Source organism: Pseudomonas sp. YA1 (assembly GCF_058680555.1).
This window is the reverse complement of record NZ_JBZWBG010000003.1, coordinates 177000-198989: the sequence shown is the minus strand read 5'-3', so window position 1 is coordinate 198989 and position 21990 is coordinate 177000. Positions and strand designations below refer to the sequence as shown.

Annotated in this window: 22 protein-coding genes and 1 pseudogene; 14 read left to right on the top strand and 9 right to left on the bottom strand. The window is 68.2% G+C overall.

Going from position 1 to position 21990, the window contains the following annotated elements:
- The first annotated feature begins 20 nt into the window (after positions 1 to 20).
- From AC4OR5_RS05230 to AC4OR5_RS05215, 4 genes are read left to right on the top strand one after another with little or no spacing between them, the layout of a single operon-like run.
- On the top strand, positions 21 to 806 hold the full coding sequence (locus tag AC4OR5_RS05230) for an ABC transporter substrate-binding protein (protein ID WP_003110299.1): 786 nt from the start codon (positions 21 to 23) through the stop codon (positions 804 to 806).
- Positions 807 to 861: 55 nt separating this feature from the next.
- Positions 862 to 1551, top strand: coding sequence for an ABC transporter permease (locus AC4OR5_RS05225; protein WP_003110298.1), 690 nt, complete (start codon positions 862 to 864; stop codon positions 1549 to 1551).
- Positions 1548 to 2261 (top strand): ABC transporter permease, encoded by a 714-nt coding sequence (locus AC4OR5_RS05220; protein WP_034014979.1) that lies wholly within the window; start codon positions 1548 to 1550, stop codon positions 2259 to 2261. The genes AC4OR5_RS05225 and AC4OR5_RS05220 overlap by 4 nt, the downstream gene beginning before the upstream one ends.
- 20 nt (positions 2262 to 2281) lie before the next feature.
- Entirely contained in the window at positions 2282 to 3049 is a 768-nt protein-coding gene (locus AC4OR5_RS05215) for an ABC transporter ATP-binding protein (RefSeq protein WP_023125641.1), read from the top strand.
- Between the two features lie 9 nt (positions 3050 to 3058).
- On the opposite strand, the pseudogene AC4OR5_RS05210 reads toward AC4OR5_RS05215, so the two are convergent.
- Positions 3059 to 3271: pseudogene (locus tag AC4OR5_RS05210) on the bottom strand (GNAT family N-acetyltransferase); the annotation flags it as partial.
- Between the two features lie 99 nt (positions 3272 to 3370).
- Between AC4OR5_RS05210 and AC4OR5_RS05205 the strand changes: the two are divergent.
- Complete coding sequence (locus AC4OR5_RS05205) at positions 3371 to 4702, top strand: esterase/lipase family protein (protein ID WP_058160212.1); 1332 nt, start codon at positions 3371 to 3373, stop codon at positions 4700 to 4702.
- Between the two features lie 50 nt (positions 4703 to 4752).
- On the opposite strand, the gene AC4OR5_RS05200 is transcribed toward AC4OR5_RS05205, so the two are convergent.
- Together AC4OR5_RS05200 and AC4OR5_RS05195 are read right to left on the bottom strand one after the other, a co-directional pair.
- Complete coding sequence (locus AC4OR5_RS05200) at positions 4753 to 6261, bottom strand: PA2928 family protein (protein WP_058160213.1); 1509 nt, start codon at positions 6259 to 6261, stop codon at positions 4753 to 4755.
- Between the two features lie 122 nt (positions 6262 to 6383).
- On the bottom strand, positions 6384 to 6998 hold the full coding sequence (locus tag AC4OR5_RS05195) for a LysE family transporter (protein WP_058160214.1): 615 nt from the start codon (positions 6996 to 6998) through the stop codon (positions 6384 to 6386).
- A 65-nt stretch (positions 6999 to 7063) separates the two neighbouring features.
- Between AC4OR5_RS05195 and AC4OR5_RS05190 the strand changes: the two genes are divergently transcribed.
- Positions 7064 to 7990, top strand: coding sequence for a LysR family transcriptional regulator (locus AC4OR5_RS05190; protein ID WP_058160215.1), 927 nt, complete (start codon positions 7064 to 7066; stop codon positions 7988 to 7990).
- 10 nt (positions 7991 to 8000) lie between these two features.
- Here the strand turns inward: AC4OR5_RS05190 and AC4OR5_RS05185 are convergent, their stop codons facing one another.
- The gene (locus AC4OR5_RS05185; RefSeq protein ID WP_003119828.1) at positions 8001 to 8591 is read right to left on the bottom strand and encodes a TetR/AcrR family transcriptional regulator; all 591 of its coding nucleotides are present in this window, start codon (positions 8589 to 8591) and stop codon (positions 8001 to 8003) included.
- Positions 8592 to 8716: 125 nt separating this feature from the next.
- Between AC4OR5_RS05185 and AC4OR5_RS05180 the strand changes: the two genes are divergently transcribed.
- From AC4OR5_RS05180 to cif, 3 genes are all read left to right on the top strand, one after another.
- The gene (locus AC4OR5_RS05180) at positions 8717 to 9826 is read left to right on the top strand and encodes an alkene reductase (protein ID WP_058160216.1); all 1110 of its coding nucleotides are present in this window, start codon (positions 8717 to 8719) and stop codon (positions 9824 to 9826) included.
- Positions 9827 to 9891: 65 nt separating this feature from the next.
- The gene (locus AC4OR5_RS05175) at positions 9892 to 11070 is read left to right on the top strand and encodes an MFS transporter (protein ID WP_003091044.1); all 1179 of its coding nucleotides are present in this window, start codon (positions 9892 to 9894) and stop codon (positions 11068 to 11070) included.
- A 21-nt stretch (positions 11071 to 11091) separates the two neighbouring features.
- Positions 11092 to 12051, top strand: a complete 960-nt coding sequence (cif, locus tag AC4OR5_RS05170; RefSeq protein ID WP_023125635.1) for a CFTR inhibitory factor Cif — start codon at positions 11092 to 11094, stop codon at positions 12049 to 12051.
- Between the two features lie 19 nt (positions 12052 to 12070).
- On the opposite strand, the gene AC4OR5_RS05165 is transcribed toward cif, so the two are convergent.
- Positions 12071 to 12202 (bottom strand): hypothetical protein, encoded by a 132-nt coding sequence (locus tag AC4OR5_RS05165; RefSeq protein ID WP_023125634.1) that lies wholly within the window; start codon positions 12200 to 12202, stop codon positions 12071 to 12073.
- A gap of 19 nt (positions 12203 to 12221) precedes the next feature.
- Between AC4OR5_RS05165 and AC4OR5_RS05160 the strand changes: the two genes are divergently transcribed.
- From AC4OR5_RS05160 to AC4OR5_RS05150, 3 genes are all read left to right on the top strand, one after another.
- On the top strand, positions 12222 to 12593 hold the full coding sequence (locus AC4OR5_RS05160) for a hypothetical protein (RefSeq protein WP_023125633.1): 372 nt from the start codon (positions 12222 to 12224) through the stop codon (positions 12591 to 12593).
- A 66-nt stretch (positions 12594 to 12659) separates the two neighbouring features.
- Positions 12660 to 13241 carry a cytochrome b gene (locus AC4OR5_RS05155; protein ID WP_058160217.1) on the top strand — a complete coding sequence of 194 codons (582 nt, stop codon included), beginning with the start codon at positions 12660 to 12662 and terminating at the stop codon, positions 13239 to 13241.
- Positions 13242 to 13396: 155 nt separating this feature from the next.
- Entirely contained in the window at positions 13397 to 13645 is a 249-nt protein-coding gene (locus AC4OR5_RS05150) for a hypothetical protein (protein ID WP_003091048.1), read from the top strand.
- A gap of 55 nt (positions 13646 to 13700) precedes the next feature.
- Here AC4OR5_RS05150 and AC4OR5_RS05145 read toward each other — a convergent pair whose 3' ends face one another.
- Positions 13701 to 15230, bottom strand: coding sequence for a nucleobase:cation symporter-2 family protein (locus AC4OR5_RS05145; RefSeq protein ID WP_009313844.1), 1530 nt, complete (start codon positions 15228 to 15230; stop codon positions 13701 to 13703).
- 428 nt (positions 15231 to 15658) lie between these two features.
- On the opposite strand from AC4OR5_RS05145, the gene paaP reads away from it, so the two are divergent.
- A complete protein-coding gene (gene paaP / locus AC4OR5_RS05140) occupies positions 15659 to 17269 on the top strand; it encodes an aminopeptidase PaaP (RefSeq protein ID WP_003101464.1) in 1611 nt (536 codons plus the stop codon).
- Positions 17270 to 17355: 86 nt separating this feature from the next.
- Here paaP and AC4OR5_RS05135 read toward each other — a convergent pair whose 3' ends face one another.
- The 3 genes from AC4OR5_RS05135 to AC4OR5_RS05125 form a co-directional block, all read right to left on the bottom strand.
- Complete coding sequence (locus AC4OR5_RS05135; protein ID WP_023106233.1) at positions 17356 to 18495, bottom strand: thiolase family protein; 1140 nt, start codon at positions 18493 to 18495, stop codon at positions 17356 to 17358.
- Positions 18496 to 18616: 121 nt separating this feature from the next.
- Positions 18617 to 19261, bottom strand: coding sequence for a vWA domain-containing protein (locus AC4OR5_RS05130; protein WP_023119381.1), 645 nt, complete (start codon positions 19259 to 19261; stop codon positions 18617 to 18619).
- 20 nt (positions 19262 to 19281) lie between these two features.
- Complete coding sequence (locus AC4OR5_RS05125; protein WP_034014969.1) at positions 19282 to 20298, bottom strand: magnesium chelatase ATPase subunit I; 1017 nt, start codon at positions 20296 to 20298, stop codon at positions 19282 to 19284.
- Positions 20299 to 20868: 570 nt separating this feature from the next.
- Here AC4OR5_RS05125 and AC4OR5_RS05120 point away from each other — a divergent pair.
- Complete coding sequence (locus tag AC4OR5_RS05120) at positions 20869 to 21963, top strand: 3-deoxy-7-phosphoheptulonate synthase (protein ID WP_058160218.1); 1095 nt, start codon at positions 20869 to 20871, stop codon at positions 21961 to 21963.
- Positions 21964 to 21990 lie beyond the last annotated feature (27 nt).

Sequence of the window (21990 nt, the reverse complement as noted above, 5' to 3'; positions counted from 1 at the left end):
ATCGACAGAGGACAACCACAATGACAAGAACCCTCGGCAGCATCGCCCTCTCCCTCCTCCTCGCCGCGCCGGCCGGCGCCGCCGACTGGACCGGCAAGGTCCTGCGCCTGGGCGTCGACCCGACCTACCCGCCGCTCGAATACAAGCAGCCGGACGGCCGCCTGGCAGGCTTCGGCATCGAGATCGGCGAAGCCCTCTGCGCGGAGCTGCAAGCCCGCTGCGAATGGGTCGAAAGCAACTGGGACGGCATCATCCCGGCGCTGCTGTCGCGCAAGATCGACGCCATCGTCTCGTCGATGACCATCACGCCGAAACGCGCACAGCACATCGCCTTCACCGACCGCGTCTCCAACGCGCCGAGCCGCCTGGTGGTACGCCGCGGCTCGGCGCTCCTGCCCGACGCCGAGAGCCTGCGCGGCAAGCGCGTGGGGGTCGGCCAGGGCTCCAACCAGGAGGCCTACGCCAAGGCCGAATGGGCCGCCAAGGGGGTGCGGGTCGTCTCCTACCAGAACCAGGACCAGGTCTACGCCGACCTCGTCATGGGCCGCCTCGACGCCTCGCTGCAAGGCGCGGTGCAGGCCAGCTACGGCTTCCTCGACAAGCCGGTCGGCAAGGATTTCGAACTGGCCGGAGCGGTGCTGGACGACCCTCGCTACTTCGGGGTCGGCGACGGCATCGGCCTGCGCAAGGAAGACGTGGCGCTGCGCGAGGACCTGAACAAGGCGCTGGCGACGATCCGCGCCAACGGGACCTACGCGCGAATCAACGCCCGCTACTTCGATTTCGACCTCTACGGCGCGCCCTGAACGGCGTCCGGCCGCTTTTCACCTCGACCGACAACAACAAGCAATGGAGAGTGAAATGTTCCTCGACGGCTTCGGCCCGCAGATACTCGCCGGCACCCTGGTGACCCTGAAACTGGCGCTGGGCTCCCTGCTCGGCGCCGTGCTCATCGGCCTCCTCGGCGCCAGCGCCAAGCTCGCCGCCAACCGCCCGCTGCGCGCCCTGGCCAGCGGCTATACGACGCTGATCCGCAGCGTCCCCGACCTGGTCATCATGCTGTTGCTGTTCTTCAGCCTGCAGATCCTCCTCAACCGCGTCACCGACGCCCTCGGCATCGCCCAGGTCGACATCGACCCGTTCGCCGCCGGCTGCGTCACCCTGGCGTTCATCTATGGCGCCTACTTCACGGAAACCTTCCGCGGCGCCTTCCAGGCGGTACCGGCCGGCCAGGTCGAAGCCGCGCAAGCCTACGGCATGGGGCGCTGGCGAGTGTTCCGCCGGGTACTCCTGCCGCAGATGCTGCGCTACGCCCTGCCGGGCATCGGCAACAACTGGCAGGTGCTGGTCAAGTCCACCGCGCTGGTCTCGATCATCGGCCTCGGCGACCTGGTCAAGGCCACCCAGGACGCCGGCAAGGGCACCCTTCAGTTCTTCCACTTCACCCTGGTCTGCGGGCTGATCTACCTGGCCATCACCGCAATCTCCAACGCCGCGCTGCTGTGGCTGGAGCGGCGCAGCTCGCTGGGCGTCAGGAGGCCGCTGCCATGAACGCGGTACTCGACGAATACTGGCAGGCCTACCTGTGGACCGACGGCCTGCAACTGACCGGACTGGCGATGACCCTGTGGCTGCTGATCCTCGCCGTGGCGCTGGGCTTCCTGCTGGCCATCCCGCTGGCGGTGGCGCGGACCTGCGGCAACCCGCTGCTGCGCTACCCGGTCTGGCTCTACACCTACGTGTTCCGCGGCACCCCGCTGTACATCCAGTTGCTGTTCTTCTACACCGGCGTCTACAGCCTGAATGCCATACGCGCCCAGGACTTCCTCAACGCGTTCTTCCGCGACGGCTTCAACTGCACGGTGCTGGCCTTCGTCCTCAACACCTGCGCCTACATGACGGAAATCTTCGCCGGCGCGATCAGGAACACGCCCCACGGCGAAGTGGAAGCGGCGCACGCTTACGGCATGGGCGGCTTCACCCTCTACCGGCGCATCGTCCTGCCCTCGGCGCTGCGCCGGGCACTGCCGTACTTCAGCAACGAAGTGATCCTGATGCTGCATTCCACCTCGGTGGCGTTCACCGCCACCGTGCCGGACCTGCTCAAGGTGGCCCGCGACGTCAATTCCGCCACCTATGCGCCGTTCCTGTCCTTCGGCATCGCCGGCGCGCTCTACGCCGGCACCGCCTTCCTGCTGATCTGGCTGTTCCGCCGCGGCGAGCTGCGCTGGCTGGCCTACCTCAGACCGCAAACCCACTGACCTCTCCCGGAGACACGCGCATGTACAGCCTGCAGGTCGAAGACATCCACAAGCGCTACGGCAGCCATGAGGTGCTCAGGGGCGTTTCGCTCAGGGCCGGCAAGGGAGACGTGATCAGCATTATCGGCTCCTCCGGCTCGGGCAAGAGCACCTTCCTGCGCTGCGTCAACTTCCTGGAAAAGCCCTGTGCCGGGCGCATCCGCGTCGGCGACGAGGAACTGCGCACCCGTCCCGGCGCCCTGGGCGAGCTGCGCGCCGCCGATCCCCGGCAGTTGCAGAGGATCCGCAGCCGGCTGGCGATGGTCTTCCAGCATTTCAACCTGTGGAGCCACCTGACGGTGCTGGAGAACGTGGTCGAGTGCCCGGTCAACGTCCTGCGCCTGGACCGCGACGACGCCGTGGCCCGCGCGCGCCGCTACCTGGCCAAGGTCGGCCTGGCGGAGAAGGTCGAGCGGCAGTATCCCTGCGAACTCTCCGGCGGCCAGCAACAGCGCGTGGCGATCGCCCGCGCCCTGGCCATGGAGCCGCAGGTGATGCTGTTCGACGAACCGACCTCGGCGCTCGATCCGGAACTGGTCGGCGAAGTGCTGAAAGTCATGCAGCAGTTGGCCGAGGAAGGTCGCACCATGGTCCTGGTCACCCACGAGATGGCCTTCGCCCGCCAGGTTTCCAGCCATGTGATCTTCCTCCACCAGGGCGTGATCGAAGAGGAAGGGACGCCGGACCAGGTGTTCGGCGCGCCGCGCAGCGAGCGCCTGCGCCAGTTCCTCGCCGGCAACCTGAAATGAGCCCGGGGCTCAGCGCGACGGCGCGAGGAAACGCACGAAGACCAGCTCCGGATCACCTTCGTCGAGGTTGTCGATCACCCCGCTCAGCTGGAATCCCTCGCGCTCCAGCAGGCGCCGCATCGGCAGGTTGGAGCGGTTGCAGGAAGTGAACAGGCGGTCGTCACAACAGTCGTCCCGCGCCTGCCGCAGCAACGCGCTGGCGATGCCGCGCCGGCGACAGTCGGGGGCGACCGCCGCATCCTAGACGTTTTCACAGGTCAGGGCACATCGCCGCGGCGCATGATCTATAGTCGCCCGGATCAGCCCCAGAGGATGCCGGACATGCCCCGTTCGATCGTCATCGTCCACGGCTGGAGCGACGATTCGAAGTCGTTCCGCCGCCTCGCCGAGCAGCTGGAAGCCTGGTTCGGCAGCGCGCCGACGCAGATCCGCCTCGCCGACTGGATCTCCCTGCAGGACGACGTCACCTACGCCGACCTCGCCGCCGCCCTGGATCGCGCCTGGACCGCCCAGGGACTGTCGCGGGCGCCGCGCACGGTGGACGTGGTGGTGCACAGCACCGGCGCCCTGGTGCTGCGCGACTGGCTGACCCGCCACTTCGACCCCGCCAGCGCGCCGGTCAGGCGCTTCCTGATGCTCGCCCCGGCCAACTTCGGCTCGCCGCTGGCGCACAAGGGACGCTCCTTCATCGGTCGCGTGCTGAAAGGCTGGAACCGCTTCGTCGGGCAGACCGGCACCCAGGTGCTGAAGGGACTGGAGCTGGGCTCGCCGTACTCCTGGCAACTCGCCGAGCGCGACCTGTTCGGCGCCGAGGCCTGGTACGGCGCCGGCCGCCTGCTCGCCACGGTACTGGTGGGCAATGTCGGCTACAGCGGCGTCGAAGCCATCGCCAACGAAGCCGGCGGCGACGGCACGGTGCGGATCGCCACGGCGAACCTCAACGCCTGCCGCCTGAGCCTCGAACTGGATGTCCGCCAGCGCGCCAGGCCCGGCTGGCGCCTGGAAGAATCGCGCGGCGAGATCGCCTTCGCCATCGTCGACGGCGAGAACCACGCCAGCGTGGCGCTGAAGGACCGCGGGCCGAAGAACCCGCATACCCTGGAGCTGATCCGCGCCGCACTGGAGGTCGAGGACGCCGATTACCGGAGCAGCGGCGCAAGCTTCCCCTGGCAGCGCCGCATCGATCAGCTCGACCCCGGCATCGAGCGCCGCTCGCCGCGCTACCTGAACCTGGTCAGCCACGTCTGCGACGACCTCGACCAGGAGGTGCGCGACTACTTCATCCAGTTCTTCCGCAAGCTGAACAGCGACCGGCGTTTCGAGCAGCGCTTCTACGAGCAGGTCATCGCCGACGTCCATCCCTACGAGGACAACCCCGCCTACCGCTCGCTGTACCTGTCGATCGAGTCCCTCGACGACCTGCTCGCCGGCTTCGCCGTGGACACCCTGTCGCTCAGCGTGTCGGCCCAGCTGCCGTTCGATCCGCCGCGCCAGCCGGTCGGCTATACCGCGGTGGGCCCCGGCGACAGCGAAGGCCTGGCGATTCCGCTGGCGCAGGTGCCGCGCTTCCTCGCCGCCCATCGCACCCTGCTGCTGCGCATCCGCCTGACGCGCCTGGTGGACAGCGGCGTATTCGTCTTCAGGAACCCCTGAATCGGCGCCCGGCCCCCCGCTGGGCAGCCACCCAGGCCGGGCGCAGGCGATCACGGTTGGCCTTCGGGCCACTCGACCCGCTGCAATGGCGCGCCGCCGCGCCCGAGGCGATGGACGATGCCGCTGCCCCGGCGCAGATCGACCCGCACCAACCGCCCGCCTTCCTCTCCACAGCCGCTGAGAAGCAGGTTGCGGGCATCCAGGCGGAACAGCCGTTCGGGACGCTCGATGGGCAGCTCCAGGGTCCAGAGCAAGCTGCCATCGGTGGAAACCGAGCTGAGCAGCAGCTCGCTACGCTCGGCCAGGCTGCGCCGGTGCAGCACCAGCCAGTTGCCGTCGACTCGCCAGGGACGGCGCGCCAACCTGGAATCGCCGCCCGGCAGCGCCGAGGCATAGCGACGGTACAACGCCTCCTCGCGCGTCTGCTCGTCGCGCCGGCGACGGTACTCGGCATCCGCCGCCGCCTCCAGGTCGGCGACCCGTTCCCGCCAGGCATCGTGCGCAGCAATCCAGCGTCGCCGTTCCTGGCGGTAGGCGTCGCGCGCCGCAAGGAACGCACGGGTACTGGGAAAACGCTCCACGCGCTCGTCGAACTCTTCCGGCGGCTGCGGTTCGGGCGGCAGCGACGGACGCTGGCGCTGCCGCTCGGACGGTCGCTCGAGCAGCCGCTGCGGCTCTTCGGCAGCGGCTGGATCGGGCAGCAGGCCAGCCTGCAGAAAGGCCGCGTCGAGCAGCGGACGCAGTCGGTTCTCTGCCGGCGACCGCCAATCCAGGGTGCCCAGTGACAGGCGCTGGCGTCGCGCCCGTTGGTTCGCTGCCGGCAGCGCCTCGCCACGCTCCAGCGCGCGGGCCTCGTGATCGCTGGCGAGGATCAGCAGGCGTCCATCGGGCAGGCGCGTCAGGCCCGGCGCCTGCCAGGCGATCCCGGCACTCGCCGGCGGCGGCGGGTCGCCCTGGAAATACCGCGCGGCATCGACTTCCGGGGCTTCGCGCAGGGCCAGGCTGTCGCCGTCGAGGAACCAGACGCGGCCGTCCAGGGCGAGCATCAGCAATCCGCCCCGGCCTTCGTCGTAGCGATAGGCGTCCTTCCCCCAGGGCGCCGACTTCAACGGCAGGCCGCCAGTGCGCCGCTCCAGCTCGTCGAACGCCAGCGCAGGGGCGGCGTCGCGCCGGTCGAGTACGTAGAGTTCGTTGCGCAGGAAGAACAGGTAGCGCGACGACTGGCCCAGCAGTTCCCCGGAGCCCCAGTCGTCACCGCGCTCGTTGTCGGCATCCAGGCGCATGCTCCAGCGCAGGCTGCCGTCCTCCAGGTCGACCACCTGGGCATAGCTGCGGCTGCTGCCGTGTACCACGCCGTTGTCCACTTCGTTGGCGCGATAGTCGTCGAGGGTGAACGCCAGGTAGGAATGGCCCTGTTCCTCGAAGACCAGTTGCGGCCCGCTGAACCCGGCCTCGTCGTACTGGCCGAGAATGAAATGGATGGCCACCGGCAAACCGACCAGCAGGCCCAGGCCGAGTACCGCCCAGAGGACGGCGAAAAGCGTCGCTCCCTTCTTCATGCAACTCCCATGCGTCCCGCGATCCTGGGACCGTCCCTCAACTGGCGACGGCATGAACGGCGCATTCTAGGGAGCCGCCGGCCTCGCTTCAAAGGCGGCAAGCGGCCATCAGTAGCCCATGCTCACGGGCTTTTCGCCCCCAGCAGGACGCCGAAACCGACCAGCAGGGCGCCGAAGAACTGGTCGATGCGCCGGCGGAAACGCAGGAGCCGGCCGCGCACCGCCGGGCTCGAGAGAAAGCAGGCGACCAGGCCGAACCAGGTCACGTGGGCGAGCGCGATGAAGGCCCCGTAGCCCAGTTGCGCCGGCAACGCGGTATGCGGATCGATCACCTGCATGAACAGGCTGACCACGAACAGGCAGGTCTTCGGATTGAGCGCATTGGTCAGGAAGCCGCTGCGCAACATCGCCCAGGACGAAACCCCGGCGCCGCCCGCCGCCTCCTCCGCCACCGAGTCCTCTCGCGCCAGCAGCATGCGCAGGCCGAGGAACACCAGGTAGGCGGCGCCCGCCAGCTTCAGCGCGGTGAACAGCGCCAGCGACTCGCGCACCAGCACGCCGACGCCGAGGATGCTGTAGCCGACATGTACCGTCACCCCCGCGCCGATGCCCAGCGCGGTGAGCAGGCCGGCGCGGCGGGAATACAGCAGGCTGTTGCGCGAGACCATGGCGAAATCGGCGCCGGGGCTGATCACCGCGAGCAGGGTGATGGTCAGGAAAGCTAGCAACTCTGTCATGCCTGGAAGGCTCCAAGGTAGAATGGATGGCACAATCTACCGGTCTCCAGCGCCGAGCGAGAACGATGAATACTGACAATCATGGTGAGGAAAACTCACCATTCAGGCGCCGTCGCCTGCCCTCGCTGAACGCCCTGCGCTGCTTCGAGGCCGCCGCCCGCCTGGAGAACTTTTCCCGTGCCGCCGAGGCCCTGTGCCTGACCCACGGCGCCATCAGCCGCGCCGTGCGGACCCTGGAGGAGGAACTCGGTTGTGCGCTCTTCGAACGCCGCGGCCAGCGGGTTTTCCTCAGCGAGGCCGGCAGGCGCCTGCTCGCCGGCACCGGCCCGGCCCTCGACCTGATCGAGCGCACCGGCGAGGCCCTGCGCACGGAGGCCGGACCCACCGCGCTGGTGCTGTCCTGCGAACCGACCTTGCTGATGCGCTGGCTGATCCCGCGGATCGCCGGATTCATGCAGGAACAGCCACGACTGTCGATCCAGCTGGTCGCCGGCGGCGGGCCGTTCGCCTTCGGCCGCGGCATCGACCTGGCGATCCGCCGCAACGACTTCCCCTGGCCGCCCGGCAGCCATGCCCACTGGCTGTTCGACGAGCAGGTCGGGCCGGTCTGCCGGGCGAGCGACGTCGAACGGCATTTCCACCTCGATGCAGACCTGCCCGGGCTTCGCGCCGTCGCACCGCGCCTGCACACGGCGACCCGCCCGCAAGCCTGGAACACCTGGACCCGTCTCGCCGGACAGGCGCCGGCGGCGACCGAAGGGCAGCGCTTCGAACACTTCTACCTGAGCCTGCAGGCGGCCGGCGCCGGACTCGGCGTGGCCATCGGCCCCTGGCAACTGGTGCGCGACGACCTCGCCGCCGGCCTGCTGGCGGCGCCGCTGGGATTCCTCGCCGACGGCAGCAGCTATCACCTGCTGACCCCGCGACCGTTGCAGGCCGGAGAGCCCGCCACCCTGCTGCTGGAATGGCTGCGCCGCAGCGCGGCGGCCTGATGCGGCCCGCTCAGGGCCAGGCGCGCAGCGCCCGTTCGACCACCGCCAGCAGGCGCTCGCAAGGCACCCGGTCCTTGGCCTGCACGCTGAGGCCGAACAGCACGGTGGCATAGAAGGTCGCCAACTCCTCCACGTCGGTGTCCGCCGCCAGGTCGCCGTCAGCGATGCCGCGCCGCATGCGCTCACGGAACAGGCGGATCGACTCGCCGCGCTCGGCGCTCAACGCGTCCCGCACCGCCTCGCTTTCCGGGGTTCCGGTCAGCGCCGCGAGCACCACCAGGCAACCGCGCGGGAACTCGTCGGAACAGAAGCGCGCGACGGTCTCGCGGAGCAGCTCGGCCACGCCCTCGCGGGCGCTCGGCGCGCCATCGAGGACATCCCGGCGATAGCGGCCGTGCTGGCCGAGATAGTGGGCCAGGGCTTCGCGGAACAGCCCTTCCTTGCTGCCGAAGGCGGCGTACAGGCTGGGCGGCCTGATTTCCATCGCCTCGGTCAGGGCCGCCAGCGAAGCGCCTTCGTAGCCACGTACCCAGAACACGTCCATGGCTCGCTGCAGGGCGGTGTCCCTGTCGAATGCCCGTGGCCTGCCTCGCGTTGCCATCCTGACCTCCATTATTTGTATCGATCACTATAAATTTACTTGACGAGCGTTGCCGTCGCCATATTATTTAGCGACCGATACAGATATTCAAGCCATCTCCCTGCCGCCTTCGAAAGGAAAAGACCATGTCCAAATCGCTCCTCTCCCCGCTCGCCGTAGGCAACCTGGCCTTGCGCAACCGCATCGTCATGGCGCCGATGACCCGCTCCCGGGCGCAACAGCCGGGCGACGTGCCGACCGCCCTGAACGCTCTCTACTATGCGCAGCGCGCCGGCGCCGGGCTGATCGTCAGCGAGGGCACGCAGATTTCCCGCCTCGGCCAGGGCTACGCCTACACCCCCGGTATCTACAGCGAGGCGCAACTGGCCGGCTGGCGCCAGGTCACCGAGGCGGTGCACGCCGCCGGCGGACTGATCGCCGCGCAGCTCTGGCATGTCGGGCGCATGTCACATCGCTCGCTGCAGGCCGGCGGCGAGGCGCCGATCGCGCCCTCGCCGATCCAGGCCAAGGCCCAGGTGTTCATCGCCGATGGCCAGGGCGGCGGATCCATGGCGCCGGCCGACGCGCCGCGGGAAATGACCCTGGAAGACATCCGCCGGGTCCGCGACGAATTCGTCCGCGCCGCGCGCAACGCGCTCGACGCCGGCTTCGACCTGGTCGAGCTGCATGGCGCCAATGGCTACCTGATCGACCAGTTCCTCGCCAGCGCCAGCAACCGGCGCAGCGATGCCTACGGCGGTAGCCTGGAGAACCGCGCGCGGTTCCTGCTGGAGATCGTCGACGCGCTGGTCGCCGCGGTCGGTGCCGAGCGCGTCGGCCTGCGCCTGTCGCCCTGGGGCACGATCAACGACATGCACGACGACGAGCCGGAAGCGATGACCCTTTACCTTGCCGAAGCCCTGCAGCGACGCGGCATCGCCTACCTGCACCTGGCCGAGTGGGAATGGAGCGGCGGCCCGGCCTACCCGCAAGGCTTCCGCGAGCGCCTGCGCGAACGCTTCCGCGCGCCGCTGATCGTCTGCGGCAACTACGACGCCGAGCGCGCCGAAGCGATACTCGAGTCCGGACTGGCCGACGCGGTGGCGATCGGCCGGCCGTTCATCGCCAACCCCGACCTGGTCGAGCGGATCCGTCTCGGCGCGCCGCTGGCCGAGGCCAACCAGGCGCGGTTCTACGGTGGCGACGCTGCCGGCTACACCGATTACCCGACCCTCGGCCAGTCCGCTACGGCCTGATTCCCTTCCCTCCCATGCATCGTTCCCGGGCGCGGCCACGGCTGCGCTCGCGGAGGAGTCTTGCCGTGCTATTGCCCATCCTCCTGCTGGCCGCCGCCGGCTTCACCATCCTGACCACCGAGTTCGTCATCGTCGGCCTGCTCCCGGCGCTTGCCGCAGACCTCCAGGTCAGCGTCGCCCAGGCCGGCCTGCTGGTCAGCCTGTTCGCCTTCAGCGTCGCCGCCTTCGGTCCGTTCCTCACCGCCGCGCTGGCGGGCGTCGAACGCAAGCGGCTGTTCGTCGCCTGCCTGCTGCTGTTCGCCGCGGCCAATGCGCTGGCCGCCGTGGCCGGCGATATCTGGACGATGGCCGTGGCGCGCTTCGTCCCGGCCCTGGCGCTCCCGGTGTTCTGGGCCATGGCCAGCGAAACCGCCGCGCACCTGGCCGGCCCCTCGCGCGAAGGACGCGCCGTGGCGCTGGTGTTCTTCGGCATCGTCGCCGCCACCGTGCTCGGCATTCCCATCGGCACGCTGATCGCCGACGCCTGGGGTTGGCGCCTGGCATTCGCCGCACTCGCCGCGCTGGCCCTGGCCAAGGCGCTGCTGCTGGCCGCCTGGCTGCCGCGCATTCCCGGACGGCCGGGCGTCTCGCTGCGCAGCCAGGCGAGCGTGTTGCGCCAACCGCTGGTGCTCGGCCACCTGTTGCTGTCGCTGCTGGTCTTCACCGGCATGTTCACCCCCTACACCTACCTGGCCGACATCCTCCAGCGCCTGGCCGGCTTCAGCGGCTCGCTGGTCGGCTGGACGCTGATGGGCTTCGGCGCGGTAGGCCTGCTCGGCAACTGGCTCGGCGGGCGCCTGGTGGATCGCAGCCCGCTGGGCGCAACCCTGCTGTTCGTCCTGCTGATGGCGCTGGGCATGCTCGCCCTGGTGCCGACCCTCGGCAACGCCTGGCTGCTCGCCGCCACCCTGGCGACCTGGGGCGTGGCCCAGGCAGCACTGTTCATCGTCGGCCAGGTGCGGGTGATGAAGTCCGCGCCGCGGGCCCCGGCGTTCGCCGCCTCGCTGAACATCTCCGCCTGCAACGCCGGGATCGGCATCGGCGCCCTCGCCGGCAGCCGGGTGATCGACGGCAGCGGCCTGGCGCCGCTCGGCGAGGTCGGCGCGCTGGTCTGCCTGGCGGCGATGGCCGTGGCCCTGCTGCTGATGCTGGCGCCACGCCAAGCTGCCACCGAGCCGTCCCTCGGCGGCCACATCCCTCACTGACCCCACCAAGGAAGCACAACCATGATCCTCGATAGACTCTGCCGCGGCCTCCTGGCCGGCATCGCCCTGACCTTCTCCCTGGGCGGCTTCGCCGCCGAGGAATTCCCCGTCCCGAATGGCTTCGAAAGCGCCTACCGGGAAGTCGACGGCGTGAAGCTGCACTACGTGAAAGGCGGCCAGGGGCCGCTGGTGATGCTGGTGCACGGCTTCGGCCAGACCTGGTACGAATGGCACCAACTGATGCCGGAACTGGCCAAGCGCTTCACCGTGATCGCGCCGGACCTGCCCGGCCTCGGCCAGTCCGAGCCGCCGAAGACCGGCTACAGCGGCGAACAGGTCGCCGTCTACCTGCACAAGCTGGCCCGGCAATTCAGCCCGGATCGCCCGTTCGACCTGGTGGCCCACGACATCGGTATCTGGAACACCTACCCGATGGTGGTGAAGAACCAGGCCGACATCGCCCGCCTGGTGTACATGGAAGCGCCGATCCCGGACGCGCGGATCTACCGCTTCCCGGCCTTCACCGCCCAGGGCGAGTCGCTGGTCTGGCACTTCAGTTTCTTCGCCGCCGACGACCGCCTGGCGGAAACCCTGATCGCCGGCAAGGAGCGCTTCTTCCTCGAGCACTTCATCAAGTCCCATGCCAGCAACACCGAGGTGTTCAGCGAGCGCCTGCTGGACCTGTACGCCAGGTCGTACGCCAAGCCGCACAGCCTGAACGCCTCGTTCGAGTACTACCGCGCGTTGAACGAGAGCGTGCGGCAGAACGCCGAACTGGCGAAAACCCGCCTGCAGATGCCGACCATGACCCTCGCCGGCGGCGGCCACGGCGGCATGGGCGCGTTCCAGCTGGAGCAGATGAAAGCCTATGCGGACGACGTCGAAGGCCATGTCCTGCCCGGCTGCGGCCACTGGCTGCCGGAAGAGTGCGCCGCGCCGATGAATCGCCTGGTGATCGACTTCCTCAGCCGCGGTCGCTGAGTCGTCCCGGTCCGGGCGATCAGAACTGCTCGCCCGGGCAGAACAGGCAGCGCAGCAGCAGGGTCATGAACACGACAGCGCCGGAAACCAGCAGGTAAGGCAACGGGGAGAACAGGTCGTCCTGGTCCTTGCCATCGTGCTCACTACTCATGCTCACCTCGAGAATCGTCATGGCGGAAAAGACGCAGGATATGCACTTGCCGTCCTTGAAAGTGCACGGCGAAGTGTTCGAAGACTATAGAAACGAAGCGATCGAGTTCAATTACATCTGTGTCAGCTTGCTGTCGGCAAAACGTCAGCGGAAAGACAACGGAATATATTTCCCGATAATGCTTGCGGGGTCTGCCGCGCGCCGCCCCAGCCTCTTCCGGCGTGGCGCGAGCGCTGCGGCGAAGGAAAAACCAACTTACAATGATCCCGACCCGGAATTATTCCGCCAAGTGGCCTCCGTTTCGGAAAAAAGCGACTCGCAGCACTGTTTCGGTGCAATAACGTCACATGTGAAAGTTTCGATTAAGTTTTCCGTTATCGATCATCCATAAATACGTTTGATCGCTCTCCCGGACGTTTCATAGATTGCACGCCTTCACTCTCTGCGAGGCATTCCCGTGACGCATCCAGCGACCGTCTACAGCCTGTCCATCCGCCTGCTGCACTGGAGCATGGCGTTCTGTTTCATCGGCGCGATCGTGCTGGCCTATTTCGTCATCTGGGTGCTCGGCCATGACCACCCGCAGCGCCTGCCGGTACTCAACCTGCACTGGGTGCTGGGCCTGCTGGTCGGCCTGCTGCTGATCCCACGGATCGTCTCGCGGCTGCGCGGGCCGCGCCTGCCAGCGGTTCCCGGGACGCCGCTGGAGCACCGCCTGGCGCACTACGCGCACCTGTCGCTGTATGCCTTGATGCTGGTGATGCCGCTCACCGGCTACGTCGGCACCCGCCTGCCCACCGACTTCGGCCTGTTCGTGGTACCCAGCTTCAAGGACACCGCGCTGTTCGCCTGGATTTCGCAAACCTGGAACCTGAGCTGGGAGGCGTTCGAGAAGCCCTTCGACGCCGTTCACCGCGTGGTCGGCCTGTGGCTGAGCACCTCGGTGGTGCTGCTCCATGCGCTCGCCGCCGGCTACCACCAGTGGGTCCGCCGCGACGGCACCCTGGAGCGCATGCTCGGCCGTCGCCAGCGCCGCTGAGCGGGGCCCTTCGTCGGCTCTCGCGGCGGATCGGCGACGATCTGCTATAGAGGTAGGGACACGCAGGGAAAACCTCGCCGCCCCGAGGCTCCTCCGTGGCAACCACAGGCGTCGCGCAGGTAGCCGGGTCGGCCTCCGACAGAGAGGAGCATGCCATGGCCAGCCTGCACTGCCAGCACCGCAGCTACACCATCACCGCCGATGTCGTCGAGCATCCGGGCATTCCCACGCCCTGGGCCGGCGGCTGCCACATCACCGATCCCGAAGGCCACACCAGCAAGCGCATCGCCCTGCCCGTGCGCTTCGCCTTCCTCGCCGACCTGGAAAACGCCCAGCGCGCCTCCATCGCCCACGGCAAATGGCTGGTGGACCAGCGCCTGGACCGCGGCAAGGCGCTGTTCTGAAGCCCACAACGAAAACGGCCCTCGCAAGGAGGGCCGTCGTTCATCGCGGCGCCGCTCAGGCGCTGCCAGCTTCAGCGGTTTCGCTGCGCCGTCGCGGCGGCGCGCCATGGCTGTCGTCGCCGGCCAGCGGCACTTCGTTGCCCTGGGCGTCGTACAGCTTGCCGTCGAGGAAATAGTCGCCTTCGTGCAGGGCGGCGATGTCCTGGTAGCGCAGGGTCCGCTCGCTGGCGGCGACGAACACCGACTGCTGGTCGGAGTTGCCGGCGGTGAAGTGGTTGAACGCCAGGTTGAGCAGGATCGCCATGATCGCCGAGGAACTGATGCCGGAATGGAAGATGGTGGCGAACCAGCTGGGGAAGTGATCGTAGAAGGTCGGCGCGGCGATCGGGATCATGCCGAAGCCGATCGAAGTGGCGACGATGATCAGGTTCATGTTGTTGCGGTAGTCCACCTTCGACAGGGTGCGGATGCCGCTGGCGGCGACCGTGCCGAACAACACGATGCCGGCGCCGCCGAGCACGGCGGTGGGCACCGCGGCGATCACCCGGCCCATCACCGGCAGCAGGCCGAGGATTACCAGGAACAATCCGCCGGTGGCGACCACGTAGCGGCTCTTGATCCCGGTCACCGCCACCAGGCCGACGTTCTGGGCGAAGGCGCTCTGGGTGAAGGAGCCGAAGATCGGCGCCAGCATGCTAGAGAACATGTCCGCGCGCAGGCCGTTGCCCAGGCGCCGTGAGTCGACCTTGGTGTCGATGATCTCGCCTACCGCGAGGATGTCCGCCGAGGTTTCCACCAGGGTCACCATGATCACGATGCACATCGAGATGATCGCGGCGACCTGGAAGGTCGGCATGCCGAAGTGGAACGGCGTGGGAAACGCCACCAGCGGGCCTTCGGTGACCTTGGAGAAGTCGGCCATGCCGAGGAACACCGCGATGACGGTGCCGATGACCATCGCCAGGAGGATCGACAGGCGCGAGATCGAGGCGCTGCCGAGCTTGCTCAGCAGCAGCACGATGACCAGGGTGATCGCCGCCAGGCCGATGTTGGCCATGCTGCCGAAGTCCGGCGCGTGGCTGTTGCCGCCCATCGCCCAGCGCGCGGCGACCGGCATCAGGGTCAGGCCGATGGTGGTGATGACGATGCCGGTCACCAGCGGCGGGAAGAATTTGGTGATGCGCGAGAAGATCGGCGTGATCAGCAACCCGATCAGCGAGGCCGCCATCACCGCGCCGAGCACTGCGGGAATGCCGCCGCTGCCACCGCTGCCGATGATCGCCACCATGGTCGCCACGCCAGCGAAGGACACCCCCTGGACCAGCGGCAACTGACAGCCGAAGAACGGCACGCCGAGGGTTTGCAGCAGGGTCGCCAGGCCGCCGGCGAACAGCGAAGCGGCGATCAGCAGGCCGATGTCGCCGGGCGCGAGGCCAGCGGCCTGGCCGAGGATCAGGGGGACCGCGACGATACCGCCATACATGGTCAGCACATGTTGCAGGCCGTAGGCCATGTTGGCGCCGACACCGAGGTTCTCGTCTTCAGGCCGTGGAACGGATGGAGTTCCGGAGGACGTCGTTTTCATGGTGCGCTGTTCTCGCTTTTATTGTTGTGCGCACACTGTAGACAATTCGATCCGAAAATATCCAGAAGAATGTATACAAAAATTCCAACAAATCTGTGACAGCGCTGCCGCCGGTCACCTCCGCTCGCGCGCTTATCCGCGCGCCAGACGGTTTCCTTCCTGCTGCGCCATCCTCCCAGCCCCGACCAACGGCCATGGGCCCGCGCCGAAGGGCATTAACGATAGAAAGCCGCCCTCCATCCCGCCAGCGAGCTATCAGCAATTCTTCCACGAAAAGTTGATGAAATTCACATTTCAGGAATTACGCCAGGACAGCCCGGAAAGCGCTCCTAGTCTGGCAGTCAGGCCGTGCCCGAGGCGACATTTCGGGCAATAGCGCCATGCCATCAACGGCTTATCGATCATCGCCTCACAAGGAACGGAGTCTCATGAGCAACAAGAACAATCTCAGATACGCACTCGGCGCCCTCGCCCTCTCGGTTTCCGCCGCATCCCTGGCGGCGCCTTCGGAAGCGCAACAGTTCACCGAGTTCTGGACCCCCGGCAAACCCAACCCGTCGATCTGCAAATCGCCGTTGCTGGTCAGCACCCCGCTTGGCCTGCCGCGCTGCCTGCAAGCCAGCAACGTGGTCAAGCGCCTGCAGAAGCTGGAAGACATCGCCAGCCTCAACGACGGCAACCGCGCCGCCGCCACGCCGGGCTACCAGGCCTCCGTCGACTACGTGAAGCAGACCCTGCAGAAAGCCGGCTACAAGGTCAGCGTGCAGCCCTTCCCGTTCACCGCCTACTACCCGAAAGGCCCGGGTAGCCTGAGCGCCACCGTGCCGCAGCCGGTCACCTACGAATGGGAGAAGGATTTCACCTACCTGTCGCAGACCGAGGCAGGCGACGTCACCGCCAAGGTGGTCCCGGTGGACCTGTCCCTCGGCGCCGGCAACACCTCCACCAGCGGTTGCGAAGCGGAAGACTTCGCCAACTTCCCGGCCGGCTCGATCGCGCTGATCCAGCGCGGCACCTGCAACTTCGAGCAGAAGGCCGAGAACGCCGCGGCCGCCGGCGCCGCCGGGGTGATCATCTTCAACCAGGGCAACACCGACGACCGCAAGGGCCTGGAGAACGTCACCGTGGGCGAGTCCTACGAGGGCGGCATCCCAGTGATCTTCGCCACCTACGACAACGGCGTGGCCTGGTCGCAGACCCCGGACCTGCAGTTGCACCTGGTGGTCGACGTGGTACGCAAGAAGACCGAGACCTACAACGTGGTCGCCGAGACCCGTCGCGGCAACCCGAACAACGTGGTGATGGTCGGCGCGCACCTCGACTCGGTGTTCGAAGGCCCCGGTATCAACGACAACGGTTCGGGCAGCGCCGCCCAACTGGAGATGGCCGTGCTGCTGGCCAAGGCGCTGCCGGTCAACAAGGTGCGCTTCGCCTGGTGGGGCGCCGAGGAAGCCGGCCTGGTGGGCTCGACCCACTACGTGCAGAACCTCGCCCCGGAAGAGAAGAAGAAGATCAAGGCCTACCTGAACTTCGACATGATCGGCTCGCCGAACTTCGGCAACTTCATCTATGACGGCGACGGTTCCGACTTCGGCCTCCAGGGTCCGCCCGGCTCGGCCGCCATCGAGCGCCTGTTCGAAGCCTACTTCCGCCTGCGCGGCCAGCAATCGGAAGGCACCGAGATCGACTTCCGCTCCGACTACGCCGAGTTCTTCAACAGCGGCATCGCTTTCGGCGGCCTGTTCACCGGCGCCGAGGGCCTGAAGACCGAAGAGCAGGCGCAGAAGTACGGCGGCACCGCCGGCAAGGCCTACGACGAGTGCTACCACAGCAAGTGCGACGGCATCGCCAACATCAACCAGGACGCCCTGGAGATCCACAGCGACGCCATGGCCTTCGTGACCAGCTGGCTGTCGCTGTCGACCAAGGTGGTCGACGACGAGATCGCCGCCGCCGGGCAGAAAGCACAATCGCGGTCGCTGCAGATGCAGAAGAGCGCCAGCCAGATCGAACGCTGGGGTCACGACTTCATCAAGTAACCGCGACTACCCTGCGCCGGGCCGCCGGCGCAGGTTCCCCATCCAGGCCCGGCTCATCCACCGGGCCTTTTTTCATTGGCGCGCGATCACTCCACCGCTTCCAGCAGGGTCGCCACGCCCTGGCCGCCGGCGATGCACTGGGTGGCGATGGCATAGCGCCCGCCGGTGCGCCGCAGCAACGCGGCGGCCTTGCCGGTGATCCGCGCGCCGGTGGCGCCCAGCGGATGGCCGAGGGCCAGGGCGCCGCCATCCAGGTTGATCCTGTCCATGTCCAGCCCCAGTTCGCGGATGCAGGCGATGGATTGGCTGGCGAAGGCCTCGTTGATCTCCACCAGGTCGATGTCGGCGATGCCCAGCCCGGCCCGTTGCAGGACCTTGCGCGTCGCCTGCACCGGACCCATGCCCATGATCTCCGGCGCACAACCGGCCACCGCCACCGCCTTGATCCGCGCCAGGATCGCCAGCCCGTGGCGGCGCGCGAATTCCTCGCTACAGACCAGCAGCGCGGCGCTGCCATCGGTGAGCGGCGACGAGGTGGCGGCGGTGACGCTGCCGCCGAACGCCGGCTTCAACTGGGCCAGGCTCTCCAGGTTGGTACCCGGGCGGATGCAGCCATCCTCGGCGACCCGGCCGGCGGGGGTGTCGATGGCGACGATCTCCTCGCGCAGCAAGCCGGCCTCGCGCGCGGCGACTGCCTTGGCGTGGGAGCGTACGGCCATCTCTTCCTGCTCGACGCGGCTGACAGCGTAGCGCTCGGCGACATTCTCGGCGGTCTGCCCCATGCTCATGTATACCGCCGGATAGTCCTGCAGCAACGCGGGATTGGGCGACAGGTTGAAGCCGCCCATCGGCACCCGGGTCATCGACTCCACCCCGGCGGCGATGAAGGCTTCTCCGGCGCCCAGCAGGACTTGCCCGGCGGCGTAGTGGACAGCGCTCATGGACGAACCGCAGAAACGGTTGAGGGTCGCGCCGCCGAGGCTCTGCGGGAAGCCGGCGCGGAAACTGGCGATGCGCGCGATGTTCATGCCCTGTTCCGCCTCCGGATAGGCGCAGCCCATGACCACGTCCTCCAGCAGAACAGGGTCGAGATCGAGTTTCTCCACCAGGCCCTTGAGCACCGCGGCGGCCAGGTCATCCGGGCGGATATCGACCAGCGCGCCTTTCCTGGCGAAGTGGAACGGCGAACGGGCGTAACCGGCGATAACGACTGAAATCGGCGACATGAGGATATCTCCGTGAGATGGATTGGCTGGATCGCAGGAAGATATTACGCGCATAATATTCATTGAATGACAGTCGAAATACAATTTGACCGAAAAAGCCGCAGGGCTCGCCGAAACGCCCTCAGACTTCGTTCAATTCACTGATATGCCGATACTCGGCCCCCAGCTCCCGGGCCAGGCGCTCGGCCTTGCCCAGGCGCAACGGGCCGCTTTCGAGGTCGACCAGCAGACTCGGGCAGGCAGCCTCCGGCAGCGCTGGCCAGTCGCGCAGGCGGCCGTCGGTAAGCACCAGCAGACGCTGATGCTCGGCGGGTTTCTGCCGCTGTCGGCGCGCCAGCCAGCCAGCGGCCTGGTGCAGGGCGTCGAGCAGCGGCGTACCGCCGCCGGCGCCCAGCTGGCGCAGCCAGTCCTGCAACTCCCGCGAAGCCTTCTGCCCCTGCCAGAGCCATTGCGCCTGCTGCCCGGTGGCGTGCAGCACGGCCAGGCGGACGCGCTGCCGATAGGCCTCCTCGAACAGCGTCGCCAACAACCCCTTGGCCTGGGCCAGGGCGCCGTACCGGCGGGTGCTGGCGGAGGCATCGACGATCACCAGCCAGAGTTCGCCCGGGCGCCGGCTGCGCGGCTGGCGAAGCAGGTCGCGGCGCTGTCGGGGACGTCCACGCAGCAGGGTCGGCAACCATTGGATGGCGCCCTCCGCACCCTGGCTCAGGGCGCCGCCAAGACCGCCGCGTAGGGCTCCGGGTCTGCTCCTGGCATCCGCACCCATGACCGAGCGCGGGCGGATGCTCAGGCCTTTTTTGGCCAGTGCGGCAGCTCGCGGGCGGTCCCCATGGCCACCGGCCGAGCCGGCAATTCGCCCCACTGCCCTTCGCCGTCGCCGATGCGCTCCGGGAGCGCGGCAGGGGCCGCCGCGGGCGGTGGCGGTGGATTGGCCGCCGATGGTGGCGGGCTCGACTGGCGACGGCGATGCAGCAGGGCGAAATGTTCCACCGCATCGATGTCCTCCGCCTCGATCCGCTCGCCGCCGCGCCAGGCCGCATGGGCGCGCGCCGCGCGCAGCCAGACCAGGTCGGCGCGCAGGCCATCGACAGCCGCCTCGAAGCAGCGTCGGGCGATGCTGTCCAGCGCCGCATCGTCCAGGGGAATCCGCGCCAGTTGCCGGCGTGCCTCGGCGCAACGGCGGCGCAGGGTGTCCTGCTGGCCTTCCCAACGTTCGACGAAGGCCTGCGGGTCGGCATCGAAGGCCAGCCGGCGACGGATGATCTCTGCCCGCTCGGCCGGCGGCGGCTGGGTGTCGAGGCGCACGTTGAGGCCGAAACGGTCGAGCAGTTGCGGGCGCAGTTCGCCCTCTTCCGGGTTCATCGTGCCGATCAGCACGAAACGCGCCGGATGCCGGTGGGAAATGCCATCGCGCTCGACCAGGTTGACGCCGCTGGCGGCGACGTCGAGCAACAAATCCACCAGGTGGTCCGGCAGCAGGTTCACCTCGTCGACGTAGAGCACGCCGCCGTCGGCCTTGGCCAGCACGCCCGGGGAAAACCGCGCGCGACCTTCGCCGAGGGCGGCGTCCAGGTCGAGGCTGCCGACGATGCGCTCCTCGCTGGCGCCCAGCGGCAGGGTAACGAACTCGCCCGCCGGCAGCAGTTCGGCGACGCCCCGCGCCAGGGTCGACTTGGCCATTCCGCGCGGCCCCTCGATCAGTACCCCGCCGATCGCCGGATCGACCGCCGCCAGGCACAGCGCCAGCTTCAGTTCGTCGGCGGCGACCACGGCGGACAGGGGGTAATGCACGGTAGCGCTCATGGGGGTTCCTGCGGCGGACGGACGGAAATACGGACCGCCAAGTCTATCAGGCCGGCGGCGCCGGTATCGAACCGTGAAACAGTCGTTGAACCGGCCGCCTCGCTTGCAGTAAGCTCGGGACTCGTTCACGGGAGAAACCCATGCCGCACACCCGCCATCCGCACCTGCACTCCAGCGCCTCGCGCCCTGGCCTGTCGTTGCGCGCGCGTGCGCCGCAGGCACCCCGTGCCGCGTATTTCTTCGGGTATTGGTTTAGCCACTCCGGCGCCTGATACCCCAACGGCGCCCACGGTATACGGGACGCCTACCCTGCACACGCAAACCCCCGGTCGGCTCCCCGACCGGGGGTTTTGTTTTTCCAGCCCGATTTTCCGGCCCACAAGGCCACAACCACAGACCAACGCACAGGACATCGATCATGACCGCATACCGCTACCGCACTGGCTACCCGCTCAACACCTGGCGATTTAGCGACGGCCGCCAGCCGCTCGCCAACCCACGACATTGCCGAACACCTCGATAGGGCACGACGCGCGCGGGACGCCCGCCGCCAGCCCAGGAAGCCAGACCATGAACTCATCCGTATCCGCACTGACCACCCTTTCGCCGAACGTCCAGGCCGTCGCCCTGCCCAGCGCCACCGCCCGTACCGCCCTGGCACGCCTGCCCAGCCCGCTCGAACTCAAGGCCCGCCAGCCGTTGCCGCTGGAGCTGGCCAGCCAGGTCGCCGCCAGCCGCGACGCCATCCGCGCCATCCTCGACGGCGACGACCCACGCCTGCTGGTGGTAGTCGGTCCCTGTTCGATCCACGATCCCCGCTCCGCCCTCGAATACGCCGAACGCCTCGCCGCGCTGAGCGACGAACTCGACGGCCAGTTGCTCCTGGTGATGCGCGCCTACGTGGAAAAGCCACGCACCACGGTGGGCTGGAAGGGCCTCGCCTACGACCCGCACCTGGATGGCAGCGACGACATGGCCGCCGGCCTGGCGCTGTCCCGGCAACTGATGCTGGACATGCTGCGCCTCGGCCTGCCGCTGGCCACCGAACTCCTGCAACCGCTGGCCGCCGGCTACTTCGACGACCTGCTGAGCTGGGCGGCGATCGGCGCGCGCACCAGCGAATCGCAGATCCACCGCGAGCTGGTCAGCGGCCTCGGCCTGCCGGTGGGCTTCAAGAACGGCACCGACGGCGGCGTCGGCATCGCCTGCGACGCGATCCGTTCGGCGGCCCACGGCCACCGCCATTTCGGCCTCGACCCGCACGGTCACCCGGCGCTGATCGAGACCCGCGGCAATCCGGACACCCATGTGGTGCTGCGCGGCGGCCGCCACGGTTCGAACTACGGTCCCGAGCAGGTGCAGGCCGTACGCCAGGCCCTGAAAAGCCAGGGCATCGCCACGCGGATGATGGTCGATTGCAGTCACGCCAACAGCGGCAAGAACCCGCTGAACCAGCCCGGCGTCCTCGCCAGCGTGCTGGACCAGCGCCTGGTCGGCGCCAGCGACCTGGTCGGGGTAATGCTGGAAAGCCACCTGTTCGACGGTTGCCAGGCGCTCGGCGGCGAACTGCGCTACGGCGTCTCGATCACCGACGGCTGCCTCGGCTGGGAAGGCACCGAGCGGATTCTCCGCGACGCCGCCCGGCGGCTCGCCGAGGGGCGCTGAAAGCGGCGCGAGCGGCCATGCCGCTCC